Origin of the sequence: Paenibacillus albicereus (assembly GCF_012676905.1) — a bacterium.
Classification (GTDB): Bacteria; Bacillota; Bacilli; order Paenibacillales; family Paenibacillaceae; genus Paenibacillus_O; species Paenibacillus_O albicereus.
The window spans coordinates 861,833-886,923 of sequence record NZ_CP051428.1 but is presented as its reverse complement, the minus strand read 5'-3'; the positions used below and the strand labels follow the sequence as shown (position 1 = coordinate 886,923).

Annotated in this window: 20 protein-coding genes and 1 CRISPR repeat array (1 of these 21 cut by a window edge); of the genes, 3 read left to right on the top strand and 17 right to left on the bottom strand. The window is 65.5% G+C overall.

Annotated features, from left to right (window positions below; all coding sequences use genetic code 11):
• Positions 1-70: 70 nt before the first annotated feature.
• The 14 genes from HGI30_RS03945 to HGI30_RS03880 all read right to left on the bottom strand — a co-directional run bounded on the left by HGI30_RS03945 (position 71) and on the right by HGI30_RS03880 (position 17,448).
• On the bottom strand, positions 71-1,708 hold the full coding sequence (locus HGI30_RS03945; RefSeq protein ID WP_168906455.1) for an FAD-dependent oxidoreductase: 1,638 nt from the start codon (positions 1,706-1,708) through the stop codon (positions 71-73).
• The gene (locus HGI30_RS03940) at positions 1,705-2,994 is read right to left on the bottom strand and encodes an ROK family protein (protein ID WP_168906454.1); all 1,290 of its coding nucleotides are present in this window, start codon (positions 2,992-2,994) and stop codon (positions 1,705-1,707) included. The genes HGI30_RS03945 and HGI30_RS03940 overlap by 4 nt, the downstream gene beginning before the upstream one ends.
• Positions 2,995-3,013: 19 nt before the next feature.
• Entirely contained in the window at positions 3,014-3,853 is an 840-nt protein-coding gene (locus tag HGI30_RS03935) for a MurR/RpiR family transcriptional regulator (protein WP_168906453.1), read from the bottom strand.
• Complete coding sequence (locus HGI30_RS03930; RefSeq protein ID WP_235680310.1) at positions 3,831-4,544, bottom strand: N-acetylmannosamine-6-phosphate 2-epimerase; 714 nt, start codon at positions 4,542-4,544, stop codon at positions 3,831-3,833. The genes HGI30_RS03935 and HGI30_RS03930 overlap by 23 nt, the downstream gene beginning before the upstream one ends.
• Positions 4,545-4,549: 5 nt before the next feature.
• Positions 4,550-6,127: a DUF4127 family protein gene (locus tag HGI30_RS03925; protein ID WP_168906452.1), complete on the bottom strand. Its 1,578-nt coding sequence runs from the start codon at positions 6,125-6,127 to the stop codon at positions 4,550-4,552.
• Positions 6,128-7,767: 1,640 nt separating this feature from the next.
• A complete protein-coding gene (locus HGI30_RS03920; RefSeq protein WP_328805241.1) occupies positions 7,768-8,832 on the bottom strand; it encodes a carbohydrate ABC transporter permease in 1,065 nt (354 codons plus the stop codon).
• Positions 8,829-9,716: a carbohydrate ABC transporter permease gene (locus HGI30_RS03915; RefSeq protein WP_168906451.1), complete on the bottom strand. Its 888-nt coding sequence runs from the start codon at positions 9,714-9,716 to the stop codon at positions 8,829-8,831. The genes HGI30_RS03920 and HGI30_RS03915 overlap by 4 nt, the downstream gene beginning before the upstream one ends.
• Positions 9,717-9,738: 22 nt before the next feature.
• Positions 9,739-11,115 (bottom strand): ABC transporter substrate-binding protein, encoded by a 1,377-nt coding sequence (locus tag HGI30_RS03910; protein WP_168906450.1) that lies wholly within the window; start codon positions 11,113-11,115, stop codon positions 9,739-9,741.
• Positions 11,116-11,643: 528 nt separating this feature from the next.
• The gene (locus HGI30_RS03905) at positions 11,644-12,558 is read right to left on the bottom strand and encodes a hypothetical protein (RefSeq protein WP_168906449.1); all 915 of its coding nucleotides are present in this window, start codon (positions 12,556-12,558) and stop codon (positions 11,644-11,646) included.
• A gap of 79 nt (positions 12,559-12,637) precedes the next feature.
• Complete coding sequence (locus HGI30_RS03900; protein WP_168906448.1) at positions 12,638-12,931, bottom strand: hypothetical protein; 294 nt, start codon at positions 12,929-12,931, stop codon at positions 12,638-12,640.
• Positions 12,932-13,046: 115 nt separating this feature from the next.
• Entirely contained in the window at positions 13,047-13,940 is an 894-nt protein-coding gene (locus tag HGI30_RS03895; protein ID WP_168906447.1) for a hypothetical protein, read from the bottom strand.
• A gap of 669 nt (positions 13,941-14,609) precedes the next feature.
• Complete coding sequence (locus HGI30_RS03890) at positions 14,610-16,460, bottom strand: glycoside hydrolase family 13 protein (RefSeq protein WP_168906446.1); 1,851 nt, start codon at positions 16,458-16,460, stop codon at positions 14,610-14,612.
• Positions 16,461-16,588: 128 nt separating this feature from the next.
• Positions 16,589-17,137 (bottom strand): histidine phosphatase family protein, encoded by a 549-nt coding sequence (locus HGI30_RS03885; protein WP_168906445.1) that lies wholly within the window; start codon positions 17,135-17,137, stop codon positions 16,589-16,591.
• Between the two features lie 8 nt (positions 17,138-17,145).
• The gene (locus tag HGI30_RS03880) at positions 17,146-17,448 is read right to left on the bottom strand and encodes a Dabb family protein (RefSeq protein ID WP_168906444.1); all 303 of its coding nucleotides are present in this window, start codon (positions 17,446-17,448) and stop codon (positions 17,146-17,148) included.
• Positions 17,449-17,590: 142 nt separating this feature from the next.
• Between HGI30_RS03880 and HGI30_RS03875 the strand changes: the two genes are divergently transcribed.
• Positions 17,591-18,430: a hypothetical protein gene (locus HGI30_RS03875; protein ID WP_168906443.1), complete on the top strand. Its 840-nt coding sequence runs from the start codon at positions 17,591-17,593 to the stop codon at positions 18,428-18,430.
• Positions 18,431-18,469: 39 nt separating this feature from the next.
• Here the strand turns inward: HGI30_RS03875 and HGI30_RS03870 are convergent, their stop codons facing one another.
• Together HGI30_RS03870 and HGI30_RS23545 are read right to left on the bottom strand one after the other, a co-directional pair.
• The gene (locus HGI30_RS03870) at positions 18,470-19,372 is read right to left on the bottom strand and encodes a DUF4362 domain-containing protein (RefSeq protein ID WP_168906442.1); all 903 of its coding nucleotides are present in this window, start codon (positions 19,370-19,372) and stop codon (positions 18,470-18,472) included.
• Positions 19,373-19,556: 184 nt separating this feature from the next.
• Positions 19,557-21,137 carry an aminoglycoside 6-adenylyltransferase gene (locus HGI30_RS23545; protein ID WP_168906441.1) on the bottom strand — a complete coding sequence of 527 codons (1,581 nt, stop codon included), beginning with the start codon at positions 21,135-21,137 and terminating at the stop codon, positions 19,557-19,559.
• A gap of 94 nt (positions 21,138-21,231) precedes the next feature.
• On the opposite strand from HGI30_RS23545, the gene HGI30_RS03860 reads away from it, so the two are divergent.
• Positions 21,232-22,284, top strand: coding sequence for an LLM class flavin-dependent oxidoreductase (locus tag HGI30_RS03860; protein WP_407945008.1), 1,053 nt, complete (start codon positions 21,232-21,234; stop codon positions 22,282-22,284).
• Between the two features lie 176 nt (positions 22,285-22,460).
• Here the strand turns inward: HGI30_RS03860 and HGI30_RS03855 are convergent, their stop codons facing one another.
• Complete coding sequence (locus tag HGI30_RS03855) at positions 22,461-23,030, bottom strand: GNAT family N-acetyltransferase (RefSeq protein ID WP_168906439.1); 570 nt, start codon at positions 23,028-23,030, stop codon at positions 22,461-22,463.
• 287 nt (positions 23,031-23,317) lie between these two features.
• Between HGI30_RS03855 and HGI30_RS03850 the strand changes: the two genes are divergently transcribed.
• A complete protein-coding gene (locus HGI30_RS03850) occupies positions 23,318-24,364 on the top strand; it encodes a copper amine oxidase N-terminal domain-containing protein (RefSeq protein WP_168906438.1) in 1,047 nt (348 codons plus the stop codon).
• A 328-nt stretch (positions 24,365-24,692) separates the two neighbouring features.
• Positions 24,693-25,091: direct repeats of the CRISPR family, unit length 33 nt; unit sequence GTCGCTCCCCGCATGGGGAGCGTGGATTGAAAC; it runs 590 nt beyond the window's last position.

The following is a 25,091-nucleotide window of genomic DNA, read 5'->3' as shown; positions in this document are numbered from 1 at the left end:
TGCCTCCGGCCTGCCGGCCTTCCGCTTGGCTACAGCGCGGCAACCACCTCCTTCGCGTCTTCCGGCTCGCCTACTTGGGCGCTTCCACGACCTCCCGCGAGACTTGGTCCGACCAATGCAGCTGCACGCCATGCGCGCTCAGCCGCTCCTGGTAGCCCGTCCGCAGCGCCGCGTCGCCGTGCACCTCGCGCGGACGGCGCGAGACGTCGAGGCAATACGCCGCGAGCAGCCCGGCCGCCTCGCCGACGTTCCACTCGGTCGGATGCAGGCGGTAGCAGCCGTTGGAGATTTGGGTGACGCCGATGTTCTTGCACGCGGGCAGCAGATTGGCCGTGCGGACCGGGATGAGCGCGCCGAGCGGAATCTCGTACGGATAGCTCGGGATGTAGAAGCTGCGATAGGTGACGGTCGTATGATGCAGGTCCAGATGGTAGCTGCCGACGCCGACGCTGTCCTCGTACCGCTTGATGCCTTCCGCGCCGCGCAGCTCCTTGCTCACGTCCGCCTCGGTCACCGTCTGCAGCGCGCGGATGCGCCGCGACTCGCGGATATAGACCGACTTGGCGAGGCCGTCCTCCGTGCCGACGATGTCTCCGCGCAGCCGCAGGCCGGGCCAGCCCTTGCCTCCGTCCAGGCGGGGCGCGTCCTTCTGCAGCCAGTACACGACGGACAGCGTCAGCTGGCGCGCGGCGTACAGCCGGTCGCGGCGCACTTCGTCCGGCACGTCCATGATGGAGCCGAGATAGTAGTCGTTCTGCGCCCAGTTGAGCAGCGACTGCTCGCCGGGGTAGAGCGGGACGGCCAGATGGCGGGGATCGATGATGCGGCGGTAGTCCCACAGCGACGTGACGCCTTTGTCGTTGGGCAGCAGCGTGAACTCCTTCTTCTTGGTCGTGTCGTTCGCGTCGGTGGCGAACCAGCTGAGCAGCGGATACGGGCTGAAGGGCGGGATCAGCCGGCTCCAGTACCCGTACATCTCCGGCGGCTTCTCCATCGTGAAATCCGCTCCCGGCACGTACTCCATCGCGCCGACATGCGTGAACGCCTGCACGTCGTCCGGCAAAGCCTCCTCCGGCGCATGCGGCTCCCCGGTCTCGGCGCGCGACTCCGCACCGATCCGGTATTCCGTGCCGGTCAGCGGCAGCAGCTCGCCGGTCTCCGTCGCATCGAGCACGTAGGCCCCGGCGAGCTCGATGCGGCGCTTCCCGCCGCGCACGGCGACCGTCACCGAGCGCACCTCGTCCCCCTCGACCTGCGCCGACGCGGGGGAGGCGTCATAGAGGATGCGCAGCCGCCCGCTGTGGACGTACGGCGCGAGCATCGCCTGCAGCACGGCGAGCGCGACGCGCGGCTCATGCGCGAGGCGGCTCACCCAGCCGCTGCCGGGGTTCAAGATCGGATTGGCGCGAGCGGTCTCCGTGAGCGGGTAGTTGTCGCGGTAGTACGCCCGGATGCGGTCGCGCAGCTCGCGGAAAGTCGCCGTGCAGCCCTCGCTCTCGATCCAGCGGTGCTCGTCGGGCGGCACCGCTTGCGAGGTGAGCTGGCCGCCGATCCAGTCGGTCTCCTCCGTCAGGATGACGCTTTTGCCGGCGCGCGCGGCGGCCAGCGCGGCCGCGGTGCCGCCGAGGCCGCCTCCGATGATGACGATGTCCGCCTCCAGCCGCTCGTCCGGCCGCCGGCCGCCCTTGTCGCTTGTCGTGTCGTTCATGGCGATTCCTCCTTCGTGGTGCCGAGCTCATGGCCGGCTTCGTGGATGGATGCTTCCTGGCCGCGTTGGCCGTCACGGCCGCCGTCCAGTCGTGCGGCCGCCATCAGCGCCGCGCCGATGCAGCCGGCCAGCGCGCCGAGCTGCGCCGGGACGACGCGCAGGCGCGCCGCCCCTTCCGCCGCCAGCGCCTCGTCCAGCAGCGGCCGCCAGGCCGGCAGCGAGCCGGCGCCGCCGCCGCCGAGCACGATCGCCGCCGGATCGAGTCCGGCTTGCAGATTCGCGAGGAACAGGACCAGCCGCGCCGCGTATTCCCGCATCGCGTCCTGCGCCGCGCCGTCGCGCTCGAAGAGCAGCCGCTCCAGCTCTGCGGGCGACAGGCTGGGCCGGCCCAGCCGATGCGCCGCGTCCTGCATCAGGGCGGAGCCGGACAGGTACGTCTCCGCGCAGCCGCGGCGGCCGCAGTTGCACGGCCGGCCGCCCGGCACGAGCACGGCGTGGCCCCATTCGCCGCCGCTCCAGCCGGCGCCGCGGACGAGCCGGCCGCCGGCGAGATTGGCGCCGCCGACGCCGGTGCCGAGCGTCAGCAGGACGGCGTCGGCCAGGCCGCGCGCAGCGCCGAGCCGCGCCTCGCCGAGCAGCGCGGCGTTGGCGTCGTTGTCGGCGCATGCGGGCAAGCGGAAGCTCCGCTCCGCCCACTCGGCGAGCCGCAGCCCGGTCCAGCCCGGCAGGTTGTCGGTCGCGTAGACGACCTCGCCGCGCTCCGCATCGATGCGGCCGGCGCTGGCGATGCCGAGCGCGGCCGCGTCCGGGCAGCGCTCCAGCAGCTCCAGCACGAGCGCCTCCGCCGTGCGCAGCACCGGCTCCCGGCCGCGCGCCGCCTCGGTCGGGAGGGACGCCTGCGCGAGCAGCCGCCCGCCGGGCGAGAGCACGACTCCCTTGATGCCGGTGCCGCCGATGTCGATGCCGATGACCGGCTTGGCGGCGGCAGCGACAGCGTCTGCGCTGCCGCCGTCGGCCGGGCCTTCTCGTGCGGCGGCGATATCGCGGAGGCCGTCCGGCGGGCCTTGACCGGCAACGCCAATTCGGCGGAGGCCGTCCGACGGGCCTTGACCGCCAACGCCGATTCCACGGAGGCCGTCCGGCGGGCCTTGACCGGCAACGCCGATTTGGCGGAGGCCGTCCGGCAGGCCTTGACCGGCTGCGACGACTTTGCGGAGGCCGTCCGACGGGCCTTGACCGGCTGCGGCGACTTTGTCCAAGCTGACGGCTTCCTTTTCCCGGCTCATGCGCTCTCCCCCTTCCGTCTCAATAGATCCGCTCGATGACCGCCTTGGCCATCCGCTCCCGCATCTCGCGGGTGCGGGGCAGATCGTAGCGGGCCAGCCCCTCGCAGATGAGGTCGATGACGAGCAGCTGCGACATCTTGGCGCCGATGGACCCGCCCTCGAGCGGCGATTCCTTGCCGGCGGTCAGCAGCACGAGATCGGCCTCCGCCGTGATCGGCGACTTGGCATAATTCGTAATCGCGATGATGTACGCGCCCTGCTGGCGCGCCTTGGCCAGCAGGTCGACCGTGTCGAGCGTGCTGCCGCTCAGGCTGATGCCGACGGCGACGTCGCCCGGCCCCATCGTCACCGCCATCATCGCCTGGATATGGGCGTCGGTCGCCGCTTCGGCCCGGAGGCCGATGCGGAGCAGGCGGTTTTTGGCATCGAGCGCCGTCAGCCCGGACGTGCCGACGCCGAACAGCTGCACGTAGCCCGCCTCATGGATGCGCCGGACGGCCTCGTCCAGCCGGGTCCGATCGAGCAGGTCCATCGTGTCGGCCAGGATCGAGGCGAGCTCGCGGTGGACGAGCGCCGGGTAGCCGCCGTCGTCCTCGCCCGCCTCGGGCGAGCCTTCCCTCGCCTGTCGATGCGGGCTGTAGTCCTGCGCGAGCGCCAGCTTGAAGTCCTGGTATCCTTTGAACCCGATCGCCCGGCAGAAGCGCATCACGGTCGTCTCGCCCACGCCCGACAGATCGGCCAGCTCCGTGACGGAGCGGTACATGATCGACTCCGAGGCGCCGAGCACGTAGTCGGCGACCTTCTGCTCGGACTTCGTGAGCGAGGGGTAGTACGAGCTAACTTTTAACTTCAGATCCATAGGGCCGCTCCCTTCCGTCCGCCGCTGCCGCGGCGAACCGCTCCGTAATCAGCTGCGGCCGCGTAATCGCCGAGCCGACGACGACCGCATGCGCGCCTCTCGCCAGCAGCGCCGGAATCTGCGACGGCTCGGTGACCCGCCCTTCGGCGAACACCGGCACGTCCAGCCGCTGCGACGCGCGCTCGACGAGCGCGTAGTCCGGTCCCGTACGGCTGACCGAGTACGGCGTATAGCCCGACAGCGTCGTGGACACGCAGTCCGCTCCGATCCGCCGCGCCTCGATCGCCTCCTCCAGCGTGCTCACGTCGGCCATCGCGGGCACGCCCCGCTCGTGCATGCGCCGGACGAGCTGCGCGGCGGTGCCGCCGCCCGGCCTTGCGCGCAGCGTCGCGTCGAAAGCGATCATGTCCGCTCCGGCGTCCAGCAGCTCTTCCACTTCCCGCAGCGTCGGCGTGATATAGACGGGGCTGTCCGGGTAGTCCCGCTTGACGATGCCGATGACCGGCAGGCCGGTCGCCTCCTTGATGCGGCGTACGTCCTCCGCTCCGTTGGCCCGGATCGCCGCCGCCCCGCCCTGCTTCGCCGCGAGCGCCATGCGCGCCATGATGTCCGCTCCGTGGAGCGGCTCCTCCGGCAACGCCTGGCAGGAGACGATCAGTCCCCCTCTCACTTGCTCCCATAGGGTCGCCACTGGCTTCACTCCCTGTCTTCGCTGATCGTCGGCGCTCCCGCGTCGCCGTCATTCGCCTCCACACGCAGCCCGACCTCGAACATGCGGCTCCACGGCAGGCAGCAGTCCTCGATGCGGATGCGGAGCGGCCCGTCCGTGAATCCTTCCTGCTCCAAAAAAAGCTCCAGCGCCTCCCGCACGAGCCCCGCCGCCGCTCCGCGCTCGCCGTCGACGTTGAAATAATCCATGCCCCGCTCCCGGATGACGCCGTCCGCCAGCGGCCGGCGCACGGCGGCGCAATAGCCGTAGTCCTCGGCGACGCGCAGCCCGAGGAAGCCGAGCTGCGCCGGCGTGCGGCCGTAGCGGGCATGCAGCAGCAGCTGCGCGATCGCCGTGCCGAGCGTGTTGCCGCTCGTGTTCCAGCCGGCGATGCCCGCCAGCTCGGGCAGCAGGCCCTTGGCCTTCAGCAGCCGCAGCAGCTGCAGGTCGCCGCCGTTCGCATAGGCGACATCTGCGATGGCCGAGGGCTTGCCGAGCACGCGGACGGCATGCTCGGCGTACTCCGCCAGCTCCTGCACGCTGCGCTGCACGTCGTAGGCGGCATTCGGGCGCAGCTGGTCGTTCGACTCGGCCATCGGTCCGCCCGGCGAGTTGACGAGCAGCACGAGCTGCGCGTCGGCGGCGCTCTCCGCGAGCAAGGCTCCCGCCGCAAGCAGCTGCGCCTTGACGCTCTCGCCGAGCGGGCGGTCCTCGTACAGCGGCACGACTTGCGGGCCGAGCGTGCTGGCGTAGCGGGCGTAGACGAGCGGGCGGGATCGGTTCGTCCGCTCGACCGCCAGCCGGGCGAGCAGCGTGCAGCCGGTCTCGTCGGCGCCGGGGTACATGAGCGTGCGCGTCTCGGCGCCGAGCTCGCGGATGCGCTGGCGGACCGCCTGCTGGTCGAGCGCGGTCCAGCCATACGGCGCCGCGTCGTCCTGCGGCAGCGCGAGAAAGTCCAGCGTGCCGTCCGCCGCCAGCTCGAGCGAGGCGCGGTTGGCGGAGGCGTTGACGGCGCGTCTTTCCAGGTAATCGTCGCGCACGTCCTCCGGCAGCCGCAGCCGGATGCGGCTCAGCTCCTGCTGCTCCTCGGCGATGGCGAGGCCGAGCTGCTCGCGGTGGCCCAGATAGCCGAGCCGGAACAGCTCCCGCCCCCAGTCGGCGTAGTAGTCCGGCTCCTCGTCGCTGCTCGAATACTGCGGACAGCGCATGATGAGATGGAACGCGTACAGCCGAATGTCCGGCCTGCGCTCGCGGATGCGGCGCAGCCGCTCCAGCGGCCGCGCCGCCTCGTGCTCGCCCAGCCGATGCAGCCGCGAAGGGACGATGCCGCCGTACAGCAGCGTGTCGATCGAGACGATCGCGGCCTCGGCATCCTCGGCCTCGCGCTCCAGCCAGTCGCCGAGCTCCGCGATGCGGCCGGGACGCTTTTTGCGCCCCATCCACTCGAGCGGCGGCCGTACCAGCTCCAGATCGGTATCCCCGGCGAGCAGCCAGGGAAATTCATAGTTGCAGGGCCGCTCGTCCAGCGGCAGATACGCCACCTTGCCCCGCTTCGGGTTGCCCATGCTCCTTTGCCTCCTTTCTTCGCTCGAACAGCGACGGAACCTCTATAGCTCCGGCTGCCCCTTGGCGCCGCTCCGGGGACGGAACCTCTTTCCGATTCCGAATGCCCCTTGGCGCCGCTCCGGGGACGGAACCTCTTTCCGATTTCGGATGCCCTTGGCGCCGCTCCGGGGACGGAACCTCTTTCCGATTCCGCTGAAGCCCAGATTCCTCTGATTTCCCTTCCAAACGGAAGGAATCCGGCCTTCAAGGGAACCGCTCCCGCTTCTCCAAGAGGTTTCCGTCCCCTCCGCTTCTGTTGGCCATATCGCCTCCTGAACGCCCTCCTCGAACCCAAGTAACTCGATTTTTTCGAGCTATTGCCTGACGGACGCCCTCCTCGAACCCCAGTAACTCGATTTTTTCGAGCTATTGCCTGCCGGACGCCCTCCTCGAACCCCAGTAACTCGATTTTTTCGAGCTATTGCCTGCTGGACGCCCTCCTCGAACCCCAGTAACTCGATTTTTTCGAGCTATTGCCTGCTGGACGCCCTCCTCGAACCCCAGTAACCCGATTTTTTCGAGCTATTGCCTGACGGACGCCCTCCTCGAACCCCAGTAACTCGATTTTTTCGAGCTATTGCTTGCCGGACGCCCTCCTCGAACCCCAGTAACTCGATTTTTTCGAGCTATTGCCTGCTGGACGCCCTCCTCGAACCCCAGTAACTCGATTTTTTCGCGCAACTCCGGCCGGCTGGACCTCATCACCCCCGAGTTACTCGGTTTTTCCGCGCAACTCCGGCCGGCTGGACCTCCTCGCACCCGAGTTACTCGTTTTTTCCGCGCAACTCCGGCCGGCTGGACCTCCTCGCACCCGAGTTACTCGTTTTTTCCGCGCAACTCCGACTGTTTGGACCCTCTGCACCCGAGTTACTCGGTTTTTCCGCGCAACTCCGGCCGGCTGGACCTCCTCGCACCCGAGTTACTCGTTTTTTCCGCGCAACTCCGACCGGCTGGACCTCCTCGCACCCGAGTTACTCGGTTTTTCCGCGCAACTCCGGCCGACTGGACCTCATCACCCCCGAGTTACTCGGTTTTCCCGCGTAACTCCGGTCTTCTTTTGAGCTGTACCGTTATGGCCGTAAGTCTTTCGGCCAGATAAATGCATGCGGCGTTAACGTTCAGCGAAGCGGATGCTTAACGGCCTTTCCGTCAAGTTCAACGCAGTCCGAGCTTTAATAGACGACTGCGAGAGGCTATACCGCTTGCCGTGTCGCCGTGTCCCAGCTAGAGCGGAGCGCCTCCATGGTCCTGTAGAAGCGGCAGCGGTCGCATTTGTCGGCGGATTCCCTCCTCGTCAGAGGTAGGGAAATCAGGGAATCCGACGACAAGAGCGAATCGGAAGGATGATGGAGAGCGCGCAGCGGCTTCGGCGGACCTAGGCAAGTTCGTCGCGTAGCGGCTTCGGGCGAATCTCGGCACACTCGTCGCCCCATGCGGCTTCGGCGGACCTAGGCACACTCGTCGCCCCATGCGGCTTCGGCGGACCTAGGCACATTCGTCGCCCCAAGAGGCTCCGGCTCGACCTACGTCACATTCCTCGCGCAGCGGCTACGGCTGAACTCGGCCCCGTTCGCCGGGCAGCCGCACGCCGCCACGACAGCTAGCCTTTCACCGCGCCGGAAATGCCCTCCATGTAGTAGCGCTGCGTGAACAGGAACACCACGATGATCGGCAGCACCGACAGGATCGTGCCCGCGGCGATCCAGCCGAAGTTGTACGCGAACTGGCCGTTCAAGTACGTCAGCGCCGACGCGAGCGGGTACTTGGCCGGGTCGTCGAGCACGACGATCGGCCAGAGGAAGCTGTTCCAGTACGACATGAACTCCAGCAGCGCGATCACCGCGATGCCCGGCTTGACCATCGGGACCATCAGCCGCCACCAGATGCGCAGCTCCGATGCGCCGTCGACCTTGCCGGAGTCGCGGATGTCGTCGGGCACGCCGAGGAACGTCTGCCGCATCAGGAAGATGTTGAACACCGACACCGCCGAAGGAAGCACGACGCCGAAGAACGAGCCGAGCAGCCCGAACCAGCTGATCGTCAGATAATGCACGACGAGCGCCGTCGCGGACGGGATAATCATCGTCGCGACGAGCACGCCGAAGACGAGCGAGCGGCCCTTGAAGCGCATCTTGGCGAGCGGGTACGCGGTCGACAGCGAGAGCAGGATGTTCAGCACGAGCCCGAGGCCGGTGATGACGAGCGTGTTGCCGATGTACTTCGGAAAGTCGATGAAGCTCCATACCTGCGCGTAGTTGTCGAACTTGATGAACGTCGGGAAGATCGGCGGCGGAAACTTGAACACGTTGGTGCCCGGCATGAGCGAAACGCTGAGGAGCCACAGGAACGGCCCCATCATGAACAGCGCGAGCAGCACCAGCAGCACGTAGCCGAGCAGCAGCGCCGGGATGCGCCGGGCGCGCCGCCAGCCCCGGCCTCGGCCTGCGCGTGCAGGCTCCGGTCCGCTGCCCGCCGGATGCGCGCCGCTGCGGCGCGCCGGCAGGCCGCTTCCTGGCGGCCCTGCTCCTGGCGGTCCGTCCGCCGCGCTCGCCGCGAGCGCAGCGCCGTCCGTCGCCGCCTGCCGGGCACGCCATCCGTCGCCGGAGGACGGCGTTCCCGCCTTGCCTTTCGCTGCTCCGCCTGCGGAAAAGTTCGCATCCATCATCCGTACGGATTCACCCCTCCCTGCCGGTTGAACCGAAACACAAGCACGCTCAGGACGCCGACGATGACGCTGACGATGAGGCCGAGGGCGGAGGCATAGCCGTAGTTCAGCTCCTTGATGCCCTGCTCGTAGATGTACAGGCTGCTCGTCAGCGTCGACGTGCCCGGACCGCCCTGCGTCAGCACGAACATCTCGTCGAACACCCGGATCGCGCCCATGAGCGAGATGAGGCTGCAGAAGAAGATGTACGGCCGCAGCAGCGGAATCGTGATGAGGCGGATGCGCTGCGCGCGCGAAGCCCCGTCGACGATCGCCGCCTCGTAGAGGTCGGCCGGGATCGACTGCAGGCCGGCGAGATACAGCATCATGTAGTAGCCGAGCCCTTTCCACAGGGTGATGAACATGAGCACGTACAGCGCCGTCGAGCTGGTCGACAGCCAGCCGATCTTCTGGTCCAGGATGCCGAGGCTGATGAGAAAGTAATTGACGAGGCCGTTCTGGCTGAGCAGCCAGTTCCACATGAGCGCGACGGCGACCATCGACGTCACGACCGGGATGTAGTAGGCCGCCCGGAACGCCTGGATGCCCGGGATGCGGCTGTTGACGAGGATCGCCATCAGGATGGACAGGATCTGCAGCGCCGGCACGACGAGGATGTAGAGCATGGAGTTCCAGAGCGAGACGAGGAAGCTCTCGTCCGCGAACGCCCGGCGGAAGTTGTCCAGCCCGACAAACTTCGTCTCCCCCAGCACCGAGTAGTCGGTCAGGGCGAGCGGGATGCTGTACACGATCGGGAAAAGCACGAACACGCCGATGACGAGAAGGCCCGGAGCCATGAAGCTCCAGGCCGGCAGCGCGTCGGAAGCAAGCGTTCTTCTGCGCATCGGATTCTCACCGTCCTTGCCGTTATTTCGGAGCGATCGCCTCGTTGACCTTGGCCGCCGCGTCCGCGACGCCCTTCTTGACGTCGGCGCCGTTCAGGATGATCTCCTGCAGCTGGCGGGCGATCGCCGTGTTGATGTCGCCGGCGGCCGGGATGCCGAGGTAGTATTCCTGCGCCTTGTCGAGGCTCTGCGCCGAAGCGATCTTCGCCTGCGACTCCAGCGTGTCGTCGGACTCCGTGAAGAACGGATCCTCGATCGACGCCTTGGTGGACGGCAGCGTGTTGGCGATCTTGGCGAACGCCGTCTGGTTGGCCGCGTTGGTGACGAAGACGGCGAAGTCGGCGGCGGCTTGCGGATTGTCGGAGTTTTTGGGCACGACGAGGTTCATCGAGTTGGAATAACGGAGGTCAGCCTTGCCTGTCGGCAGCGGCACGGCGACCGTCTTGGCGTAGATGTCGGGAGCGGCGGTCTTGAGCTTGTTGATGAACGTCGGTCCCGACAGCTCGAAGGCGACCTGCTCGCTCGCGTAGTATTCGACCTGCTTGTCGAACTTGGCGTCGTCCTTGACGATGACGCCTTCCTCGACGAGCTTCTTGAGCTGCTCGACGACGGCGATGCCGGCGTCGGTGTTGAACGCCGCGCTCGTGCGCGAGTCATCGAGGATCGGCACGCCCTCGCTCGGCAGCAGGTTCGCGCCGAACTGCGTCGCGTAGCCGGCGGCGCCGGTCTTTTCCTTCACCTGGCGCGACCACTCGTACAGCTCCTCCTTCGTCTTCGGAGGGTTCGCCGGATCGAGCCCGGCCTTCTCGACGAGCTCCTTGTTCATGTAGAGCACCTGGGTGCCGGTGTACCAGGGCAGCGCGTACGGCTTGCCGTCGAACACGGTGGAATCGAAGATGCCGGGGAAGAAGCTGCCCTTGGCCTCGTCCGAGAGGAGGGGGCCGAGGTCGGCCAGAGCGCCCTTGGTCGCGAGCTGGCTCGCGAACTCGGTGTTGAGGTTGACGACATCCGGCGCGTTCTTGCCGCCGGCCGTGGCGAGCAGCTTGGTCGTGATCGCGTCGTATGGATAGTCCTTCCAATCGACCGTCACGCCGGGATGGGCTTTCTGATACTCGTCGATGAGTCCGTTGATGTAGTCGTTGAACGTCGGCTGCAGCGAGATCGTCCAGAACTCCAGCTTCGCTTCCTGTACGGAAGGAGCCGGACTGGCGCCGGGACTGGCGCCCGGGCTGACCGTCGGCGCGCTGCCGGGATCGTTCGAGCCGCCGTTGCCGCAGGCGGAGGCCAGCAGCATCAGCGCGGCGAGCGCGCCGGTTGAGGCGAGACGGACGGGACGGCTGCTGCGGAAGGGTCGGGAGCCAGACGGCTGTACGGATGAAGCGTTGCGGGCTGCTGTCATGCGGATTGCTGCGTCGGGGGGCGTCGCTTCAGAGGAAGCAGGGGTCAAGCTGGAGCTTGCGGAGCTGCGGTTTACCATGTCATGAGCCACCCTCTCTTGAGTTCTTGAGACTTGTTGGACAAGTTCTGCAGAAGCCATGGAGCGAATCGATGATGCGGCAAATCCCAAGTTGTCGCGTTGCCAGGATGCGGATATGGAGATTTCGTTAAGTCACCGCTAGTATAACAGCGCTTTCCAGCATTGGGAAGTATTTTTCTCCACTTTTTTATTTATTTGTGGAGAATATTTTCGGACTTGACCATGAAAAAGGCGCCCTCGTGGCGCCGTGGAGCTTTTCTTGCGGACCGGCCCATCCTGACGAGCAAGGCGATCCTTGCGGCATGATGGAAATCAGCAGGCTGACGACGTACAGCCCGAGCCCCCGCCAGGCGGCGGCATGCTTCTGATCCTCGTTCATGCCGAATGTTCCTTTCCGATTGGAAGATGAGGCGGGAGAGGAGCTGCAAGGCTGGCGCGGGAGAGAGTCCGTCAGCCCTTCTGGACTTCATACGTCGGAATGACATGCCAGATGAACTTGTCCTCCATGCCGTCCGGGGAATCTGTCTTGCCGCGCGCCTGCAGGATATAGCCGTGAATCGGCTCCTCGCCGGCCGGCTTGACGCCGTCCGCCCCGAGCAGGCGACGGATCGGGGAGGGCTCGACCGGAGCCGCCTGACCGTTGAAAAAGGTAAGCTCCAGCTCCTGCAGCGGCGCCGAGCCGCTTTGGGCCTCTTCGGCGATCTGCTTCAGGTTGTCCGGCGACAGAAGCTTCAGGAAGCTCTCCGGGTCGGCTTGCCCTATCGTGGACGAGACGCCTGGCAAGGCGAGCGCGGCTTGGGCATGCGGCGAGAAGATTCTCGTCCGCTCCAGGACGGCCTGTCCCTTTTCCGGCGCATAACGCACCTCGATCTCGTACGCGCCTCGGCCGTCCCGGGCCGCGACATGGTACTGCAGGCTGCGGATGCGGCCGTCCGGCTCCTGAACGAGCTCGAAACGCTCCAGCCTCCCGCTCGAATCACTGCCCTCTGCCATGCGCCGCCAGTCGCCGGCCAGATCGATCCGCTCCTGCGGACCGCTCTGGACCGCGAAGCTGCGCTGCCGTTCGAACAAGCTCTCCTCCAGCGCCGGGATGGCGACTCCGGCAGCGAACACCGCCAGACCGATGATCGCCGCGGCTCTTTTTGCTTTGAAATTACGCCTGGTCCCGACGATCAGCGGAATGCAGAGCAGGAAGCCGAGCGGAATCGAGAACGTGTCAAAGCGGAATGAAAAAGCTCCAAGCACGACGTAGCCGAACAGCTTCCATCCTCGGTTCGGCTCGTCGGGACTGCTTTTCCGATACAGCCAGACGAGCCCTGCCACGGTCAGCAGCGAGGGAATCCAATATACCCAGACCGGAAACAACGCTCCCACCCCTTTCTACTTTTTCCATCATAAAGAAAAAAACGAAGGAGGGGAAGAACGAATCCGCGTCCATCCGGCATCAGAATATCAGTCCGATCACCAGCCGGATGAGCAGCACGCCGAGGCCCCAGAACGCCGCGCTTTCCTTGACGGCCCGGTTGGACCTCGCCTTGCCGTGGAGCAGCAGCCAGTAAAGGATGAATCCAAGCGGCACCGGCAGCACGGAGAGGAACAGCACGAAGCCTCCGAGCAGGTAGTAGCCGATCAGCTTGAGGAAGAGCCATTCCTCCTCGCGCTCCCGCTGCGCGTACAAGGAAGCCAGAATGACGATCGCCACCAGCAGCCAGAACAGCATGAGCACCGAACCGAGCATGAGCTTCGCCTCCTCGGGTGGAGTTGCCTGAGTCGCCTTCCTAGAGCTTATGGCCGCGCAAGCGCTCCCATGTCGCCGCAGGCAAAAAGGACGGGCTGGCGCCCGTCCAGCAGCTTTACCACAAGTAGTACGCAGGCGCCGCGCAGCCCTCGAACCGCTCCGGATCGCTGCAGTCGTACACGACGACCGCAGCGGCTGTCTCGTACGGCTCCGCTTGGTTCGGCAGCGGCTCGACCTCTCCGTCGCCGCCGATCCGGAAGACGGGCTGGAAGCCCTTCGCATTCAAAGACGCCGGACCGTTCACGAACCACATCGTCGGCACCTCCAGCCGCAGCCGGTCGACATCCGCCCTCTCCGCCGCCGGAGCCAGCCGAGCCAGCACTTCCGGACGCAGCCGCTCCAGCACCAGCTCGGCGTCCACGCCGTCGGCGGGCGTGCCTCCGCCGTCGCGGACGAGACGCTTCACGACCGCGCGGCCCTTCCCGGGCGTGTAGTCGACGTGATAGCTCCCCGAATCGCCGTCGCTCCAGATGCTGATCGCATAGCTCAACTGGACCACGTTTCCAACCCGATCATACACAAGCTCAAAGCGGTCCAGCCGCTCCTCGGCATTCTCGGCAGCTTCTCCTCTGAACTGCTTCCAGTCGTCCAGCAACGACAGCTGCGAGACTTGGGCCGCCTCTGCCGGATAGCTGCGCTCGCGTTCGATCCAGCTTCTTTCGGCCGCGGGCAAGGCGAGCGCCAGGAAGAACACGAGCAGTCCCGCGAACGCCGCGCTGTGCTTGGCGGCGCGATTCAGCTTGGGCTTCGCCTGGAGCAGCAGCAGGAACAGCACGTAGCCGAGCGGCAGCGGAAATCCGTTCAGGCGCAGCATGAAGGCGCCGAGCAGCAGGTAGCCGAGCAGCTTCCAGAGCAGATGGCGCTCCTGCTCCTTGCGGCGCACATAAATGAAGGCCAGCGCCAGCGCGACCAGCACGGGCAGGCTCCAGAACCAGGTCGATATCGTCACAGGCGCTCCTCCTTTTCCACGGTGAATCTGGCATCGGTTAGACGCGCCTCGGACCGCTTGGTTGCGGCATGGCATGGCTCGGGAGGGATAAGCATCTCCCCGCTGACGCGCGGCTCGCTCCGCCGCAGCTGGCTTTGAGGCTAACGACGCATGAGCTCCTTAGACGAGGGAAAACCGACGTCTGGCGAAGCTGACGACGCGTGAGACGCTTAGCCGCTCAACCTCCGCTTTTTTCTTCCACCTTTTCGCGGAAAGTCGCGCTCTAAGCGTCTGACGAATCGTTAGATTCTGCGGAGGCATGAAAAAGGGGCTCTAACGAGCTGATTCATCGCTAGAGCCCGCAGCCTTGTCCGCAGGGTCGGCACTACATCGGCGGAAAGCTCCGCATGCGTCGGATGAAGAGCGGTCAGCTTGCCGGCTTGCCGACGCTTGGGGAGGCAGCGCCCCCGCCGCGCGGCAGCTTGCCGGCTTGCCGACGCTTGGGGAGGCAGCGCCTCGACCGCCGCGCGGCAGCTTTAGCAGCTTGGCCGAGTCAGGCACCGGCACGCTGTGCCAATGAGTTCATGCCTGCTCCGCCTGTCGGAGCTTGTCCGGCGCGGCCGACTCGGCCGTTCGAGCGATTCGAGCGATTCGAGCGATGCTAGCCGGTTCCGCCACGCTCTGCCGATGTCATGCCTTCACGACGACGGCCTCGTACGGCCGCAGCGTGAACCTGCGCCAGTCGCGGCCCGCCTCGGGAGCGAGGTTGCCGAGCAGCAGCTCGCCGCCGCCGAACGTCTCGGCCGCATTCTCCGGCAGCTCCACCTCGGCCGGCTCGGCGCTGAAGTTCAGCGCGACGAGCAGCTTTTCCCCTGCCGCGCCGGCATCGCCGGCTGCATCGGCCGCTGCGTTTCCGCTCGCGGACTCGGGTCCTCTGCCCCTCGCCGCCGTCTCGTCCTCGTCCGCATGTTCTGCACCTGGCGCGCCCGCCGCTGCTGCTTCGCCCGCATGTTCTGCACCTGCCGCACCCGCTCCGCCCGCCTCCGCCGTCCGCGTGTACACATATGCCGCCTCGTGCTCCTCCAGCAGCTCCTCGAACCGGCCGTAGACGATCGCGTCGACATGCGCGCGGCGCAGCTCGATCAGGCGCCGGTAGTAATGGAAGATCGAGTCCGGGTCGCGGCGCGACTCCTCGGCGTTGATGTCCGTGTAATTCGGATTGACCGCGATCCACGGCTCGCCGGACGTGAAGCCCGCCTGCGCCGAGGCGTCCCACTGCATCGGCGTCCGCGCGTTGTCGCGCCCTTTGGCGTAGATGCCCTGGAGGATGTCCCGCTCGTCGCGCCCGCCCTCGAGATGCTCGCGGTGCATGTTCAGCGTCTCGATGTCCCGGTAGTGCTCGATGCCGCCGAAGCGCACGTTGGTCATGCCGAGCTCTTCGCCCTGGTAGATGTACGGCGTGCCTTGGAGCGTATGGAGCAGCGTCCCGAGCAGCTTGGCCGATTCCTTGCGGTATCGTCCGTCGTCGCCGAAGCGCGACACCATGCGCGGCTGGTCGTGGTTGTTCAGGTAGAGGCTGTTCCAGCCCTTGCCCGCCAGCCCCCGCTGCCACTTGCCCATGACGGCCTTGAAGTCGCGCAGCTTCCAGGGACGGACGTCCCACTTGTCGTGGCCGGAGTCGAGGTCCATATGCTCGAACTGGAACACCATGTTCAGCTCGCCGCGCTCCTCCCCGACGTAATTCGCCGCCTCCTCGGGCGTGACGCCGGGCGTCTCCCCGACGGTCATGACGTCGTAGCGCGAGAGCACCTCGCGGTTCATCTCCTGCAGATGCTCGTGCACGCGCGGACCGTTCATGAAGTGCTCGCCGCCGAAGCTGTAGCGTCCGTCCCCGCCCGCGTCGGGGAGGCCGGGCGCCTTGGAGATGAGGTTGATGACGTCCATGCGGAAGCCGTCGATGCCCTTGTCGAGCCACCACGTCATCATGTCGTACACCTCGCGGCGCACCTTGGGATTGTCCCAGTTGAGATCCGGCTGCCGCTGGGAGAACAGGTGCAGGTAATACTGCCCCGCGGCCTCGTCGTACTTCCATGCCGAGCCGCTGAAGAAGCTCGACCAATCGTTCGGCTCGCGGCCGTCCCGGCCGTCGCGCCAGATGTAGTAGTCGCGGTACGGGCTGTCCTTGGACAGCCGCGCTTCCGCGAACCAGGCATGCTCGTCCGACGTATGGTTGACGACGAGGTCCATGATGAGCTTCATGCCGCGGGCGTGCAGCCCTTCGAGCAGCTTTTCCCAATCGCGCATCGTGCCGAATTCCTTCATGATCCGCCGGTAATGGCTGATGTCGTAGCCGTTGTCGTCGTTCGGAGACTCGTACACGGGGCAGAGCCAGACGACGTCCACGCCGAGCTCCTCCAAGTAGTCGAGGCGCGACAGGATGCCCGGGATGTCGCCGATGCCGTCCCCGTCGCTGTCCTGGAAGCTCCTCGGATAGATCTGATAGACGACGCTTTCCTTCCACCATGCCTTGCTCGTGCTCATGCGCGTTCCCTCCAGTCGGTGCTGTCCTCTCCATCCTTACCCGATCCGGGCGGATGATACCGTGAGGGATGTCACAGACCGATCCCGCCGAAGGCGAAAAAACCGGCAGCCCCGCTGCCGGTCCATCGTCACTTGCCGTCCCAGATCGGCCTGATCCAGGCTCCGCCCTTGCCGATCGCCAGCTCGAACACGTCGGGATTGCGCATCGCGCGCCACCCGTCGAAGCCGAACGACGGGTCGAACGCCCCGACGAGCAGCGCCAGCAGGTTGCCGTGCGACACGGCCGCCCCGGCCTTGTGCACACTCCGCTCCAGTTCCGCGATCGCGGCCCGTCCCCGCTCCAGCGCTTCACTCCCGCTCTCGCCGCCCTCCAGCCTCAGCTCCGGATCGAGGAAGGAGTCGCGCAGCCGCTCCTCCCAGTCCGGCAGCGGCGCGGCGGACAGCACGCGCTCGGCCAGCCGGGCGTCCGCCTCGACCGACAGCCCGGCCGCTGCCGCGAACGGCGCGATCGTCTCCAGCGCCCGCACGTACGGGCTGGAGATGACGCGCTCGATGCCGAAGCCGGCGAGGAAAGCCGCCAGGCGCTCCGCCTGCTCCCTCCCCTCCGCCGTGAGCTCGGCCTGCGGCTCCTGGCCGGACGCGCGGGCGTGGCGGATCAGATAGATCGTCTTGTCCATAGCCGGGCTCATCCGATCGGGTAGTCGACGACGACGACCTGCTCCACGAGGCCGTCCAGCCGCGCGACGAACGCCTGATGCGCCGGATGCGGACCGTAGTCGCGCAGCGCCTCCCGATCCGTGAACGTGACGCGCAGGCCGAGCGTGAAGCCGTGGATGTTGTCCGTCTCCTCCGTCTCGTTGATGCCGCAGGTCAGCTCGATGATGCCCGGCACCTGCCCCCGCAGCCCGCGCAGCAGCGAGAGCAGCTCCTCCTGCTCGGCCGCCTGCAGCGGCCGGTTGAATCGGAACGATACGAGATGCTCCATCATGGGCTTCTCCTCCTTCTGCCTTTCTCGTCTTCCATAATCCTTCTCTAATGGATGCATCTTCAAAATCCGATAAAGAAAAAGGATGATTCATCCGTTAGGTTCAATTTGATCGATTCGTTCGATCCAAAGGAGTCGAAATCTCATGAATGCCTGGATTAACCCCCGCCTCATCCGTTTTTGGACCACCCTGCTGCTGGCTGCCGCGCTCAGCCTACCTGCCGCTACCGCTTTTGGCGCGAACCAGACGGCTCTCGGCTCCGGCATCTTGGCCGATACGCCGCCATCCTCGGTCGACATCGGCGAGGAGACGGCAATCGCTTTTCACAAAACGAGCCCCGAAGCGGACATCTACGAGGATCTGACCGCCTCCAGCTCCGACGAATCCGTACTGCTCGCCCAATGGGGGGCGATGGACGAGACGGATGAAACCGCCTATCTCTACCTTTACGGGCAGAAGCCCGGAACAGCGGAGCTGACTTTATACAGCGCCGCCGAAGCTTTCCCTCCCGTCACGTTCACCGTCGAGGTCAAGGGCAAGGCCAAGGCGCCTGTTCCCCAAGCGCTCAAGGACCTGAAAGCTTACCTTCTCATGATCGAGAAGCAGACCGAGTCCTACAACAAGGCGATCGATGCCTACAATCAGCTAGAGGTTTACAGCTCTGCTAATCGAAAATTGGTTTATACTACGCTTGCGGATGTCGTCATTCCCAATCTGAATCGTGCCGTATACTTCAGCAAGAGCGTGCAAGCGCCGAATGCCGATTTGAAAGCCATCCATGCCAAGTATCACGAAGTCCATCTCGCCCAGTACAAAGCAACCGTTAAAATGAAAGAAGCCATTTATAAGAAAAAGTCCATCCAGCCTGCCCTGAAGGAAGTCGAAAAAGCAAATGCCATGCTGAAATCGGCCGATCTGGCGATGAGCAGCTACGCGAAAAAAATAAAGTCCAATCAATACGAATGGGATGAAATCGAACCCTAAATTCCCCGCAGCGTCCGCCGGCTCCTTTCCGGCGGATTTTTAATTGCCTCCGCCCGCGCCGGCCAGCCGCAGCAGGAACGGCGATACCTCCTCGCCGCATTCCGCAAGCGAGTACACCTTGTCCTCGCCGGCCTCTCCTTCTTCCAGCCGCTTGCAGAAGTCGACCCGCGGATGCTCCCTGCTGCCGAAGCCGTCGAAACGAGTATCCTTCTGGTAGCGGATCGTGCCTTCGACATGCGACAGGTTCTCGAAGATCGGATCGCCTTCGATCGTAAACGACGTGACCTGGACGGACGCCTGCTCGCCCCGTCCGACCTTCTCGACGAACGCTTGCCAGACGTCCTCGTTGAACTGCCTTCCGGGCCCGAAGACGACGTCGCCGTTCCGAGCCGCCTGCTCGGACGTGTAGCCCTGGCTCAAGACGAGCTCGGCCAGCTGCTTCGCTGCCGTGGCGGAGATCGTGTACCCGGTATGGGTATTCGCCGCCTCCATCGCCATGCCCTTCATGCCCTCCGTCTTGGCGCCGCCGAGCGGAAGCCACAGATGATACGCCTTCCTCGCGCCGCCTTCGCTCTGCAGCACGAGATCGAAATCGGGCTCCGCCACGTCCAGAATGCCCTCGATCCGCTCGCTGGAGCGGATCGCCTCCTCGAATGCGCGGACCTGTCCGCCCTCCTCGAACAGCGCCAGCGGAGCCGGATTGACGCCGCCGAAGCGGAGCGAGCGGCTGACGAAGGCCGCCCGTCCTTGCTCCGGCAGCGCAAGGGCTTCCCACTGAGGTTCCGCCGCTGCCGGATCTCCGGATGAAGCCGGAGCTTCGCTCACGGACGGGGTCGGAGCTCCGCTGCCGGACGACAGGGCCGACCCGGACGAGCAGCCGCCTGCCAGCAGGACCGCGAGCAGCAGCAGCGCCAGCGCCCTCGGTTTTCGCCTTCGTTTCATCGCTTCCCTCCTCTTTTCCCCCTACGGACGCCCCGCATGGGGAAAAGGTTCCACTGTCCGCAAGCGCAAGGGGGCAGGCCATGCGTCTGACGCGCGTCAGACTCCTATCGGTCTGGCGCGAACCTGCGCGCGGCCGCCAGGCTCGATGCCGCCGCGTCGGTTCGGGAAGCCGGTCGGCCGGCTGCTAGCGCTGTCCCGCATCCTCCTTCACCTCAAGCAGATAGCGGAGCACGCGCCGCTCCTCCTCCTCGTCGTACGCCAAGTCGAGCCGCGCAGCGACATCGCGGGCAGCGGAGCCGAACAGCTCGGCCATGCGCAGCAGCGCGGTCCATACCGACTCGCTGTCCGCGGACGGATAGGTCGCGAGCAGCGCCTGCCATGATTCCGCCGGCAGCCAGCGGTCGAGGTACTTGCCGCTCTTGCCTGTGCTGACGGCGAAGCCGTGGCGCGCTCCTGCCTGCCAGTCCAGCATCTGCAGCAGCATCGCCCGCACCGGGCCGTTCAGATGATCGAGCGCGTAGAGCGGCTCGCTGCGCCACAAGCCTTTGGCCACGTACGTGGATACCCACCAGAACTCGTTCGCGCAGTCCGCGAACTCGCTTCCGCGCGGCGGCTGGACATGGAAGTCGGCGTCGCTCGGCTCCGGCAGCTCCGGCAGCGCGCTGTCCTTGTCGAGCAGGACGCGGGTCAGCCGGTCCTCGGCCAAGTACGCCTCCGCCTGCTCCAGCGGGATGAGCCGCAGGTCGATCCGGTTGCCGTCCGCCAGCTGCATCAGATAGGCGAAGCTCCCTCTACCTTCGGGCGGGATCAGCCCCATGCGCTCCGGCATCTGGAGGATGACGCGCTCGCCGAAGACGTCGATCCAGCTGTCGTCCGCCAGGTACGAGTCCAGCTCCGTCACGAGATAGATGACGTCGTAATCCTGGAACTTGTCCATAGGCGCAAGCGGGTTGACGCGCGAGCCGTTCAGGCAGACGGCGCGGACGCGCTCGTCCGCCCGGGCCGTGCCGAGGATAAGCGCCATCATCTCCTCCTCGGAGCGGCGCGGCGGGCGGACGAAGGAGCCGTCAGCGGAGAGGCGAGCGGCGGCCTTTTCGGATGCGGGACTTGGTCCGTCTACGGTACTGGATGCCTGGGCTCGTCTAGCGGTGCGGTCCGAGTCGTCCTCGGTCCCGGACGTCTGGCTTTGTCCGACCGCATGGTCCCGATCGCCCGGAATCCCGGACGCAAGCCCTCCCCCAGCCTCCATTTCCGCTGACCACGCCTCCGCCTCTTGCACCAGCCGCTGCACGAACGGCTGCTTGGCCTCCTGGTACAGATGCGTATCGTCGTCCGCGAACCGCACCGCCAGCTCGCGCTTATGCTCGCCGTACGCTCGCGCGCGCTCCGGATGCGCCTCCAGATAGTCGCGGAACTGCAGGTGAGCGCCGATCTGCGGGGCTCCCGCCTCGAACGCATGCAGATGCACGGTTCGCCGGTCGCCACCCTGGACATAAAAGCGACGTCCGGCAATTCCGTTTTCTCCCTTCGCCTCGTACCCGAGCTGCGCAAAGGCCTCGTCCAGCCCGTCCAGCGTCTGTACGCGGCGCACGACCGCGAGCAGGTCGACGACCGGCTTGGCCCAGCCGATCGCCTCTACCGACGTGCTGCCGATGTGATGCAGCTCCAGCAGCTCGCCGCCGAGCAGCGCCTCCAGCCAGGCCATCTCCGTCTCCGCCCGCTCCCGCCACTGCGGCGTCCACGGCCTGACATCGGTCTTCCGCATTTCAGATCCTCCTTTTAACTTACTATAGTTGAGAAACATTATATTTTATAGTATAATGAAGACACGAAAACATGAACGATGGGAGATGGACGACATGGCATCGATGGAAATCGGCATCAGCACGTTCCTGGAGGCCGCGCCGCATCCGGGCACGGGCCAGCCTAAAAATCACGCCGAGCGGCTGCGCGAGGCGGTCGAGGAGATCGTGCTCGCCGACCAGGCCGGGCTCGACGTCTACGGCATCGGCGAGCATCACCGGCCGGACTATGCCGGCTCCGCGCCGGCGGTCATCCTGGCTGCCGCAGCGGCCCAGACGAAGCACATCCGGCTGACGAGCGCCGTGACGGTGCTGTCATCGGACGATCCCGTGCGGGTCTACCAGCAGTTCGCGACGCTCGACGGCCTCTCGAACGGCCGCGCCGAAATCATGGCCGGACGGGGCTCGTTCATCGAATCGTTCCCTCTGTTCGGCTATAGCCTGGACGACTACAACGAGCTGTTCGACGAGAAGCTCGAGCTGCTGCTCGACATCGCCAAGTCGGAGAAGGTGAGCTGGCGCGGCGGCCTGCGGCCGGCGATCGAGGATCGCGGCGTCTACCCGCGCGCGGTGCAGGACCCGCTGCCGGTCTGGATCGCCACCGGCGGCAACTCGCAGTCGTCGATCCGTGCCGGCCTGCTCGGCCTGCCGGTCGCCTATGCGATCATCGGCGGCATGCCGGAGAGCTTCGCGCCGCTCGTCGACCTGTACAAGCGCGCCGCCGCCCAAGCCGGACACGACGTGTCCCAGCTGCAGATCGCGACGCACTCGCACGGCTTCCTCGCCGACACCAAGCAGGCCGCGGCCGACCTGCTGTACGAGCCGTACCGCGCGCAGATGAACAAGATCGGCGCCGAGCGCGGCTGGCAGGCGAGCTTCGACCGCCGGGCGTTCGACGCTGCCTGCGATCCGCGCGGCGCGCTGTATGTCGGCGATCCGGAGTACGTCGCGGAGAAGATCCTGCTGCTGCACAAGAACCTCGGCGTGACGCGCTTCTTCCATCATGTCGACGTGAGCGCCGTCCCTCATCGCGACGTGCTGCGCTCGATCGAGCTGCTCGGCACGAAGGTCGCGCCGATCGTACGCCGCGAGCTGGCCAAGCTCGGCTGAGCCGTTTCTGCTGAGCCGAGGCTTGGGCGCCTGCGCCTGACAGAGGCCTTCGGTCCTTCCCGTCGTGGAGGGCCGTAGGCCTTTTCGCGCTTCCGTGCGCTACTGCGCTTCGCTTCCGCCTGTCGCCCCCCGGCCGCCGCCGGCCTCCTCGTCCGCTCGCCCTTCCGCCGGCGCAGCTAGAGCGATCTGGCCAGCTCGATTCTGGCGAAGGCGTCCGGTCCGTAGACGGCATCGCCTCCGACCTTCACCGCTTCGACGAAGCCGACCGCGATCCAGAATCGGAGGCCGGCCCAATTTTTCAGATCGACCGCCGCCCTAGCCTTGCGATACCCGAGCGCTTGTGCTTGCGCAGCGATGCCTTCGACGAGCTCGCGACCGATGCCCGTGCCGCGAAGCGCCGCGTCGACGCCGAAGTAGCCGATATAGAGGTCATCCGGCCCGGGATAGCCATGAAAAAGCTCCAGGATCGCTGCCGGCCGCTCGCTCCCTCCCACGTCCGCCAGCCAGGCCGCTTGCAGCCGGACCCGGTCCGGGCTGCCCCCCGGGGGAACGTCCGGATCGCCCGCCAGCCACCGCCGGACGTAGCCCTCCTCCGCCGCCCGTCCCGTCCACTGCGGGAGCGGGCCCGCCTCGAGGTACAGCCGCCTGGCCTGCGGCTCTTCTTCGGGCGAGACATCGCGAACGACCAGGCGCGTCGTCGTCCAACCGGCCGGGATCATCTCCGCCTTCCCGTTCGACACTTCCATCTCCACTCCTCCTTAAACCGATATCTAATTAGATTTTAATCGAATTACTTTCGGCTGTCGACGGGCGAAGCGAAATCGCTTGTTCAAAGAGGAAGCTCTTCTAGCTCCTGTACCTTCTGGAAGGATGTAGAACGAAAAATGAGTCGCGGCTTCGAAAAGTTACGCGGAGACAGGTTTTTTGGCTTATCCGCCTGCAACCTTCCGGCGCATGACGCCGTTTGGGAAAAGGAAGACCGCTCATGACTTGCAAGAACAATTCCCGAAACCGAACAGGAGTGACTTAAGCGATGAAAAAACCGACCAAGACGATTCCAGCCCTGCTGTCCGTCGCCGCCCTGTCCCTTGCCGTATCTTCCGTCCTAGCCGCGAACCCCGCGGAAGCGATCGTTCCGATCTCCGCCCCGCTGCCGGACTCGAACGTGCAGAACGAGCAGCAGCAGCCCGCGCCTGCCTATATGAGCGTCACCGGAAAGGTGAAGGAAATTTCCGACAGCAAGACGACGGAAGGCGCCAAGACCGTCTCCCTTCAGGATGACAAAGGCGAGATCATCGCCAACGTGACCGTCTCCGGCGACACCTACGTCGCGTCTCCGGACAAGCTGCAGGCCGGCACGAACTGGACCGTCTACTATGACGCCAACAAGCCGATGATTATGATCTACCCGCCTCAGTATACGGCCGACGTGCTCGTGCCGGTCGAAGAGAACACCTCCTGGAAGGTCGACCGGTTCAAAGGCGAGGGCGATGCCGGCCAGCTGCTCAGCAAGGACGGCCAGCTCGTGCTGAACGTTTCCAAGGAGACGCCGATCGTGCTCGAGGACGGCACCGCGTTCACCGGCGATCTGAAAGGCCGCGCGCTGGCGGTCAAGTACGGCGTGACGACGCGCAGCCTGCCGCCGCAGACGTCGCCGGAGCAGATCGTCGTGCTGTCCGAGCAGCCGGAAACGCCGGAAGAGCCGAGCGCCTACACGCCTGACGTATCGGGCTTCCCGATCGTCGTCGAGGGCAAGAAGCTGGCCGGCCCGTCGCCGTACACGAGCAAGGACGGTACGGTCATGGTGCCGCTGCGCGCGGTCGTCGAGGCGCTCGGCCAGAAGCTGACGTGGGAAGCGTCCACCAAGACGAGCCGCATCGGACTCGCGACGACGCTGCAGGTCGGCAAGGACTATTACGTTTACAACAAGATGGCTCCGATCGAGCTCGGCGCCGCTCCGACGCTCGTCGACGGCAAGACGTACGTGCCGCTGCATTTCTTCCGCGACGTCATGATGCTGAACAACGCCTACGTGTTCGAAGGCCAGATCGACATCAACAACCAGGAGAAGATGGAGTAGATTTCTCTTCTATCTTCTATCTTCTAGCTGAAAGAAATTGGTGAGAACAGGGGCTGTCCCAGACGTCATTTATTGGCGCGAGGGGCGGCCCCTGCTTGTTGGCAGAAAAATGAAGATGAAGTATAGTTGAAACGAGAGCAGCGACTTGGTGCGAATGCCAAGCTCCCATGAAAACCCTGGGAGATTCGCACCTCGAAACTTGTCGAAAACGCTCGGAAATCACGTGCGTCAGTACTTGTCAAGAAATAAATTATACCTTTTGAATTAGCTTGGATGGAGGAAATAGATGTTTTCATACCTACCGGGTATGAAAGCGTATTTTTTCGCTGTCGCTCCCCGCATGGGGAGCGTGGATTGAAACCCAGCGAATTGCATAAAAAAAAGCCCGCCCAAAAATGTCGCTCCCCGCATGGGGAGCGTGGATTGAAACCGACTGACGGCCGTCGATCAAGTCGGAAACGAGAGTCGCTCCCCGCATGGGGAGCGTGGATTGAAACTCAACGCTCGCGCCGTTTGTGCTGCTCGGCGTGGCGAGTCGCTCCCCGCATGGGGAGCGTGGATTGAAACTGACGGCCAAAGGAAAGCGAAACGTAAGAGAGTTGTCGCTCCCCGCATGGGGAGCGTGGATTGAAACCGCAAAATGGGCCGCTGAGATGGACAAGGGGGATTGTCGCTCCCCGCATGGGGAGCGTGGATTGAAACCATTTTTTTTTTAAGATTGGAACGA

Bases quoted from the DNA above. Each gene is read 5' to 3' on its own strand.
- HGI30_RS03920 (WP_328805241.1), bottom strand. From the start codon at position 8,832: ATGATGGATGCGAACTTTTCCGCAGGCGGAGCAGCGAAAGGCAAGGCG.
- HGI30_RS03870 (WP_168906442.1), bottom strand. From the start codon at position 19,372: ATGAAACGAAGGCGAAAACCGAGGGCGCTGGCGCTGCTGCTGCTCGCG.
- HGI30_RS03935 (WP_168906453.1), bottom strand. From the start codon at position 3,853: ATGGATCTGAAGTTAAAAGTTAGCTCGTACTACCCCTCGCTCACGAAG.
- HGI30_RS03890 (WP_168906446.1), bottom strand. From the start codon at position 16,460: ATGAGCACGAGCAAGGCATGGTGGAAGGAAAGCGTCGTCTATCAGATC.
- HGI30_RS03850 (WP_168906438.1), top strand. From the start codon at position 23,318: ATGAAAAAACCGACCAAGACGATTCCAGCCCTGCTGTCCGTCGCCGCC.
- HGI30_RS03945 (WP_168906455.1), bottom strand. From the start codon at position 1,708: ATGAACGACACGACAAGCGACAAGGGCGGCCGGCGGCCGGACGAGCGG.
- HGI30_RS03880 (WP_168906444.1), bottom strand. From the start codon at position 17,448: ATGATGGAGCATCTCGTATCGTTCCGATTCAACCGGCCGCTGCAGGCG.
- HGI30_RS03860 (WP_407945008.1), top strand. From the start codon at position 21,232: ATGGCATCGATGGAAATCGGCATCAGCACGTTCCTGGAGGCCGCGCCG.
- HGI30_RS23545 (WP_168906441.1), bottom strand. From the start codon at position 21,137: ATGCGGAAGACCGATGTCAGGCCGTGGACGCCGCAGTGGCGGGAGCGG.
- HGI30_RS03915 (WP_168906451.1), bottom strand. From the start codon at position 9,716: ATGCGCAGAAGAACGCTTGCTTCCGACGCGCTGCCGGCCTGGAGCTTC.
- HGI30_RS03925 (WP_168906452.1), bottom strand. From the start codon at position 6,127: ATGGGCAACCCGAAGCGGGGCAAGGTGGCGTATCTGCCGCTGGACGAG.
- HGI30_RS03885 (WP_168906445.1), bottom strand. From the start codon at position 17,137: ATGGACAAGACGATCTATCTGATCCGCCACGCCCGCGCGTCCGGCCAG.
- HGI30_RS03855 (WP_168906439.1), bottom strand. From the start codon at position 23,030: ATGGAAGTGTCGAACGGGAAGGCGGAGATGATCCCGGCCGGTTGGACG.
- HGI30_RS03875 (WP_168906443.1), top strand. From the start codon at position 17,591: ATGAATGCCTGGATTAACCCCCGCCTCATCCGTTTTTGGACCACCCTG.
- HGI30_RS03910 (WP_168906450.1), bottom strand. From the start codon at position 11,115: ATGACAGCAGCCCGCAACGCTTCATCCGTACAGCCGTCTGGCTCCCGA.
- HGI30_RS03900 (WP_168906448.1), bottom strand. From the start codon at position 12,931: ATGCTCGGTTCGGTGCTCATGCTGTTCTGGCTGCTGGTGGCGATCGTC.
- HGI30_RS03940 (WP_168906454.1), bottom strand. From the start codon at position 2,994: ATGAGCCGGGAAAAGGAAGCCGTCAGCTTGGACAAAGTCGCCGCAGCC.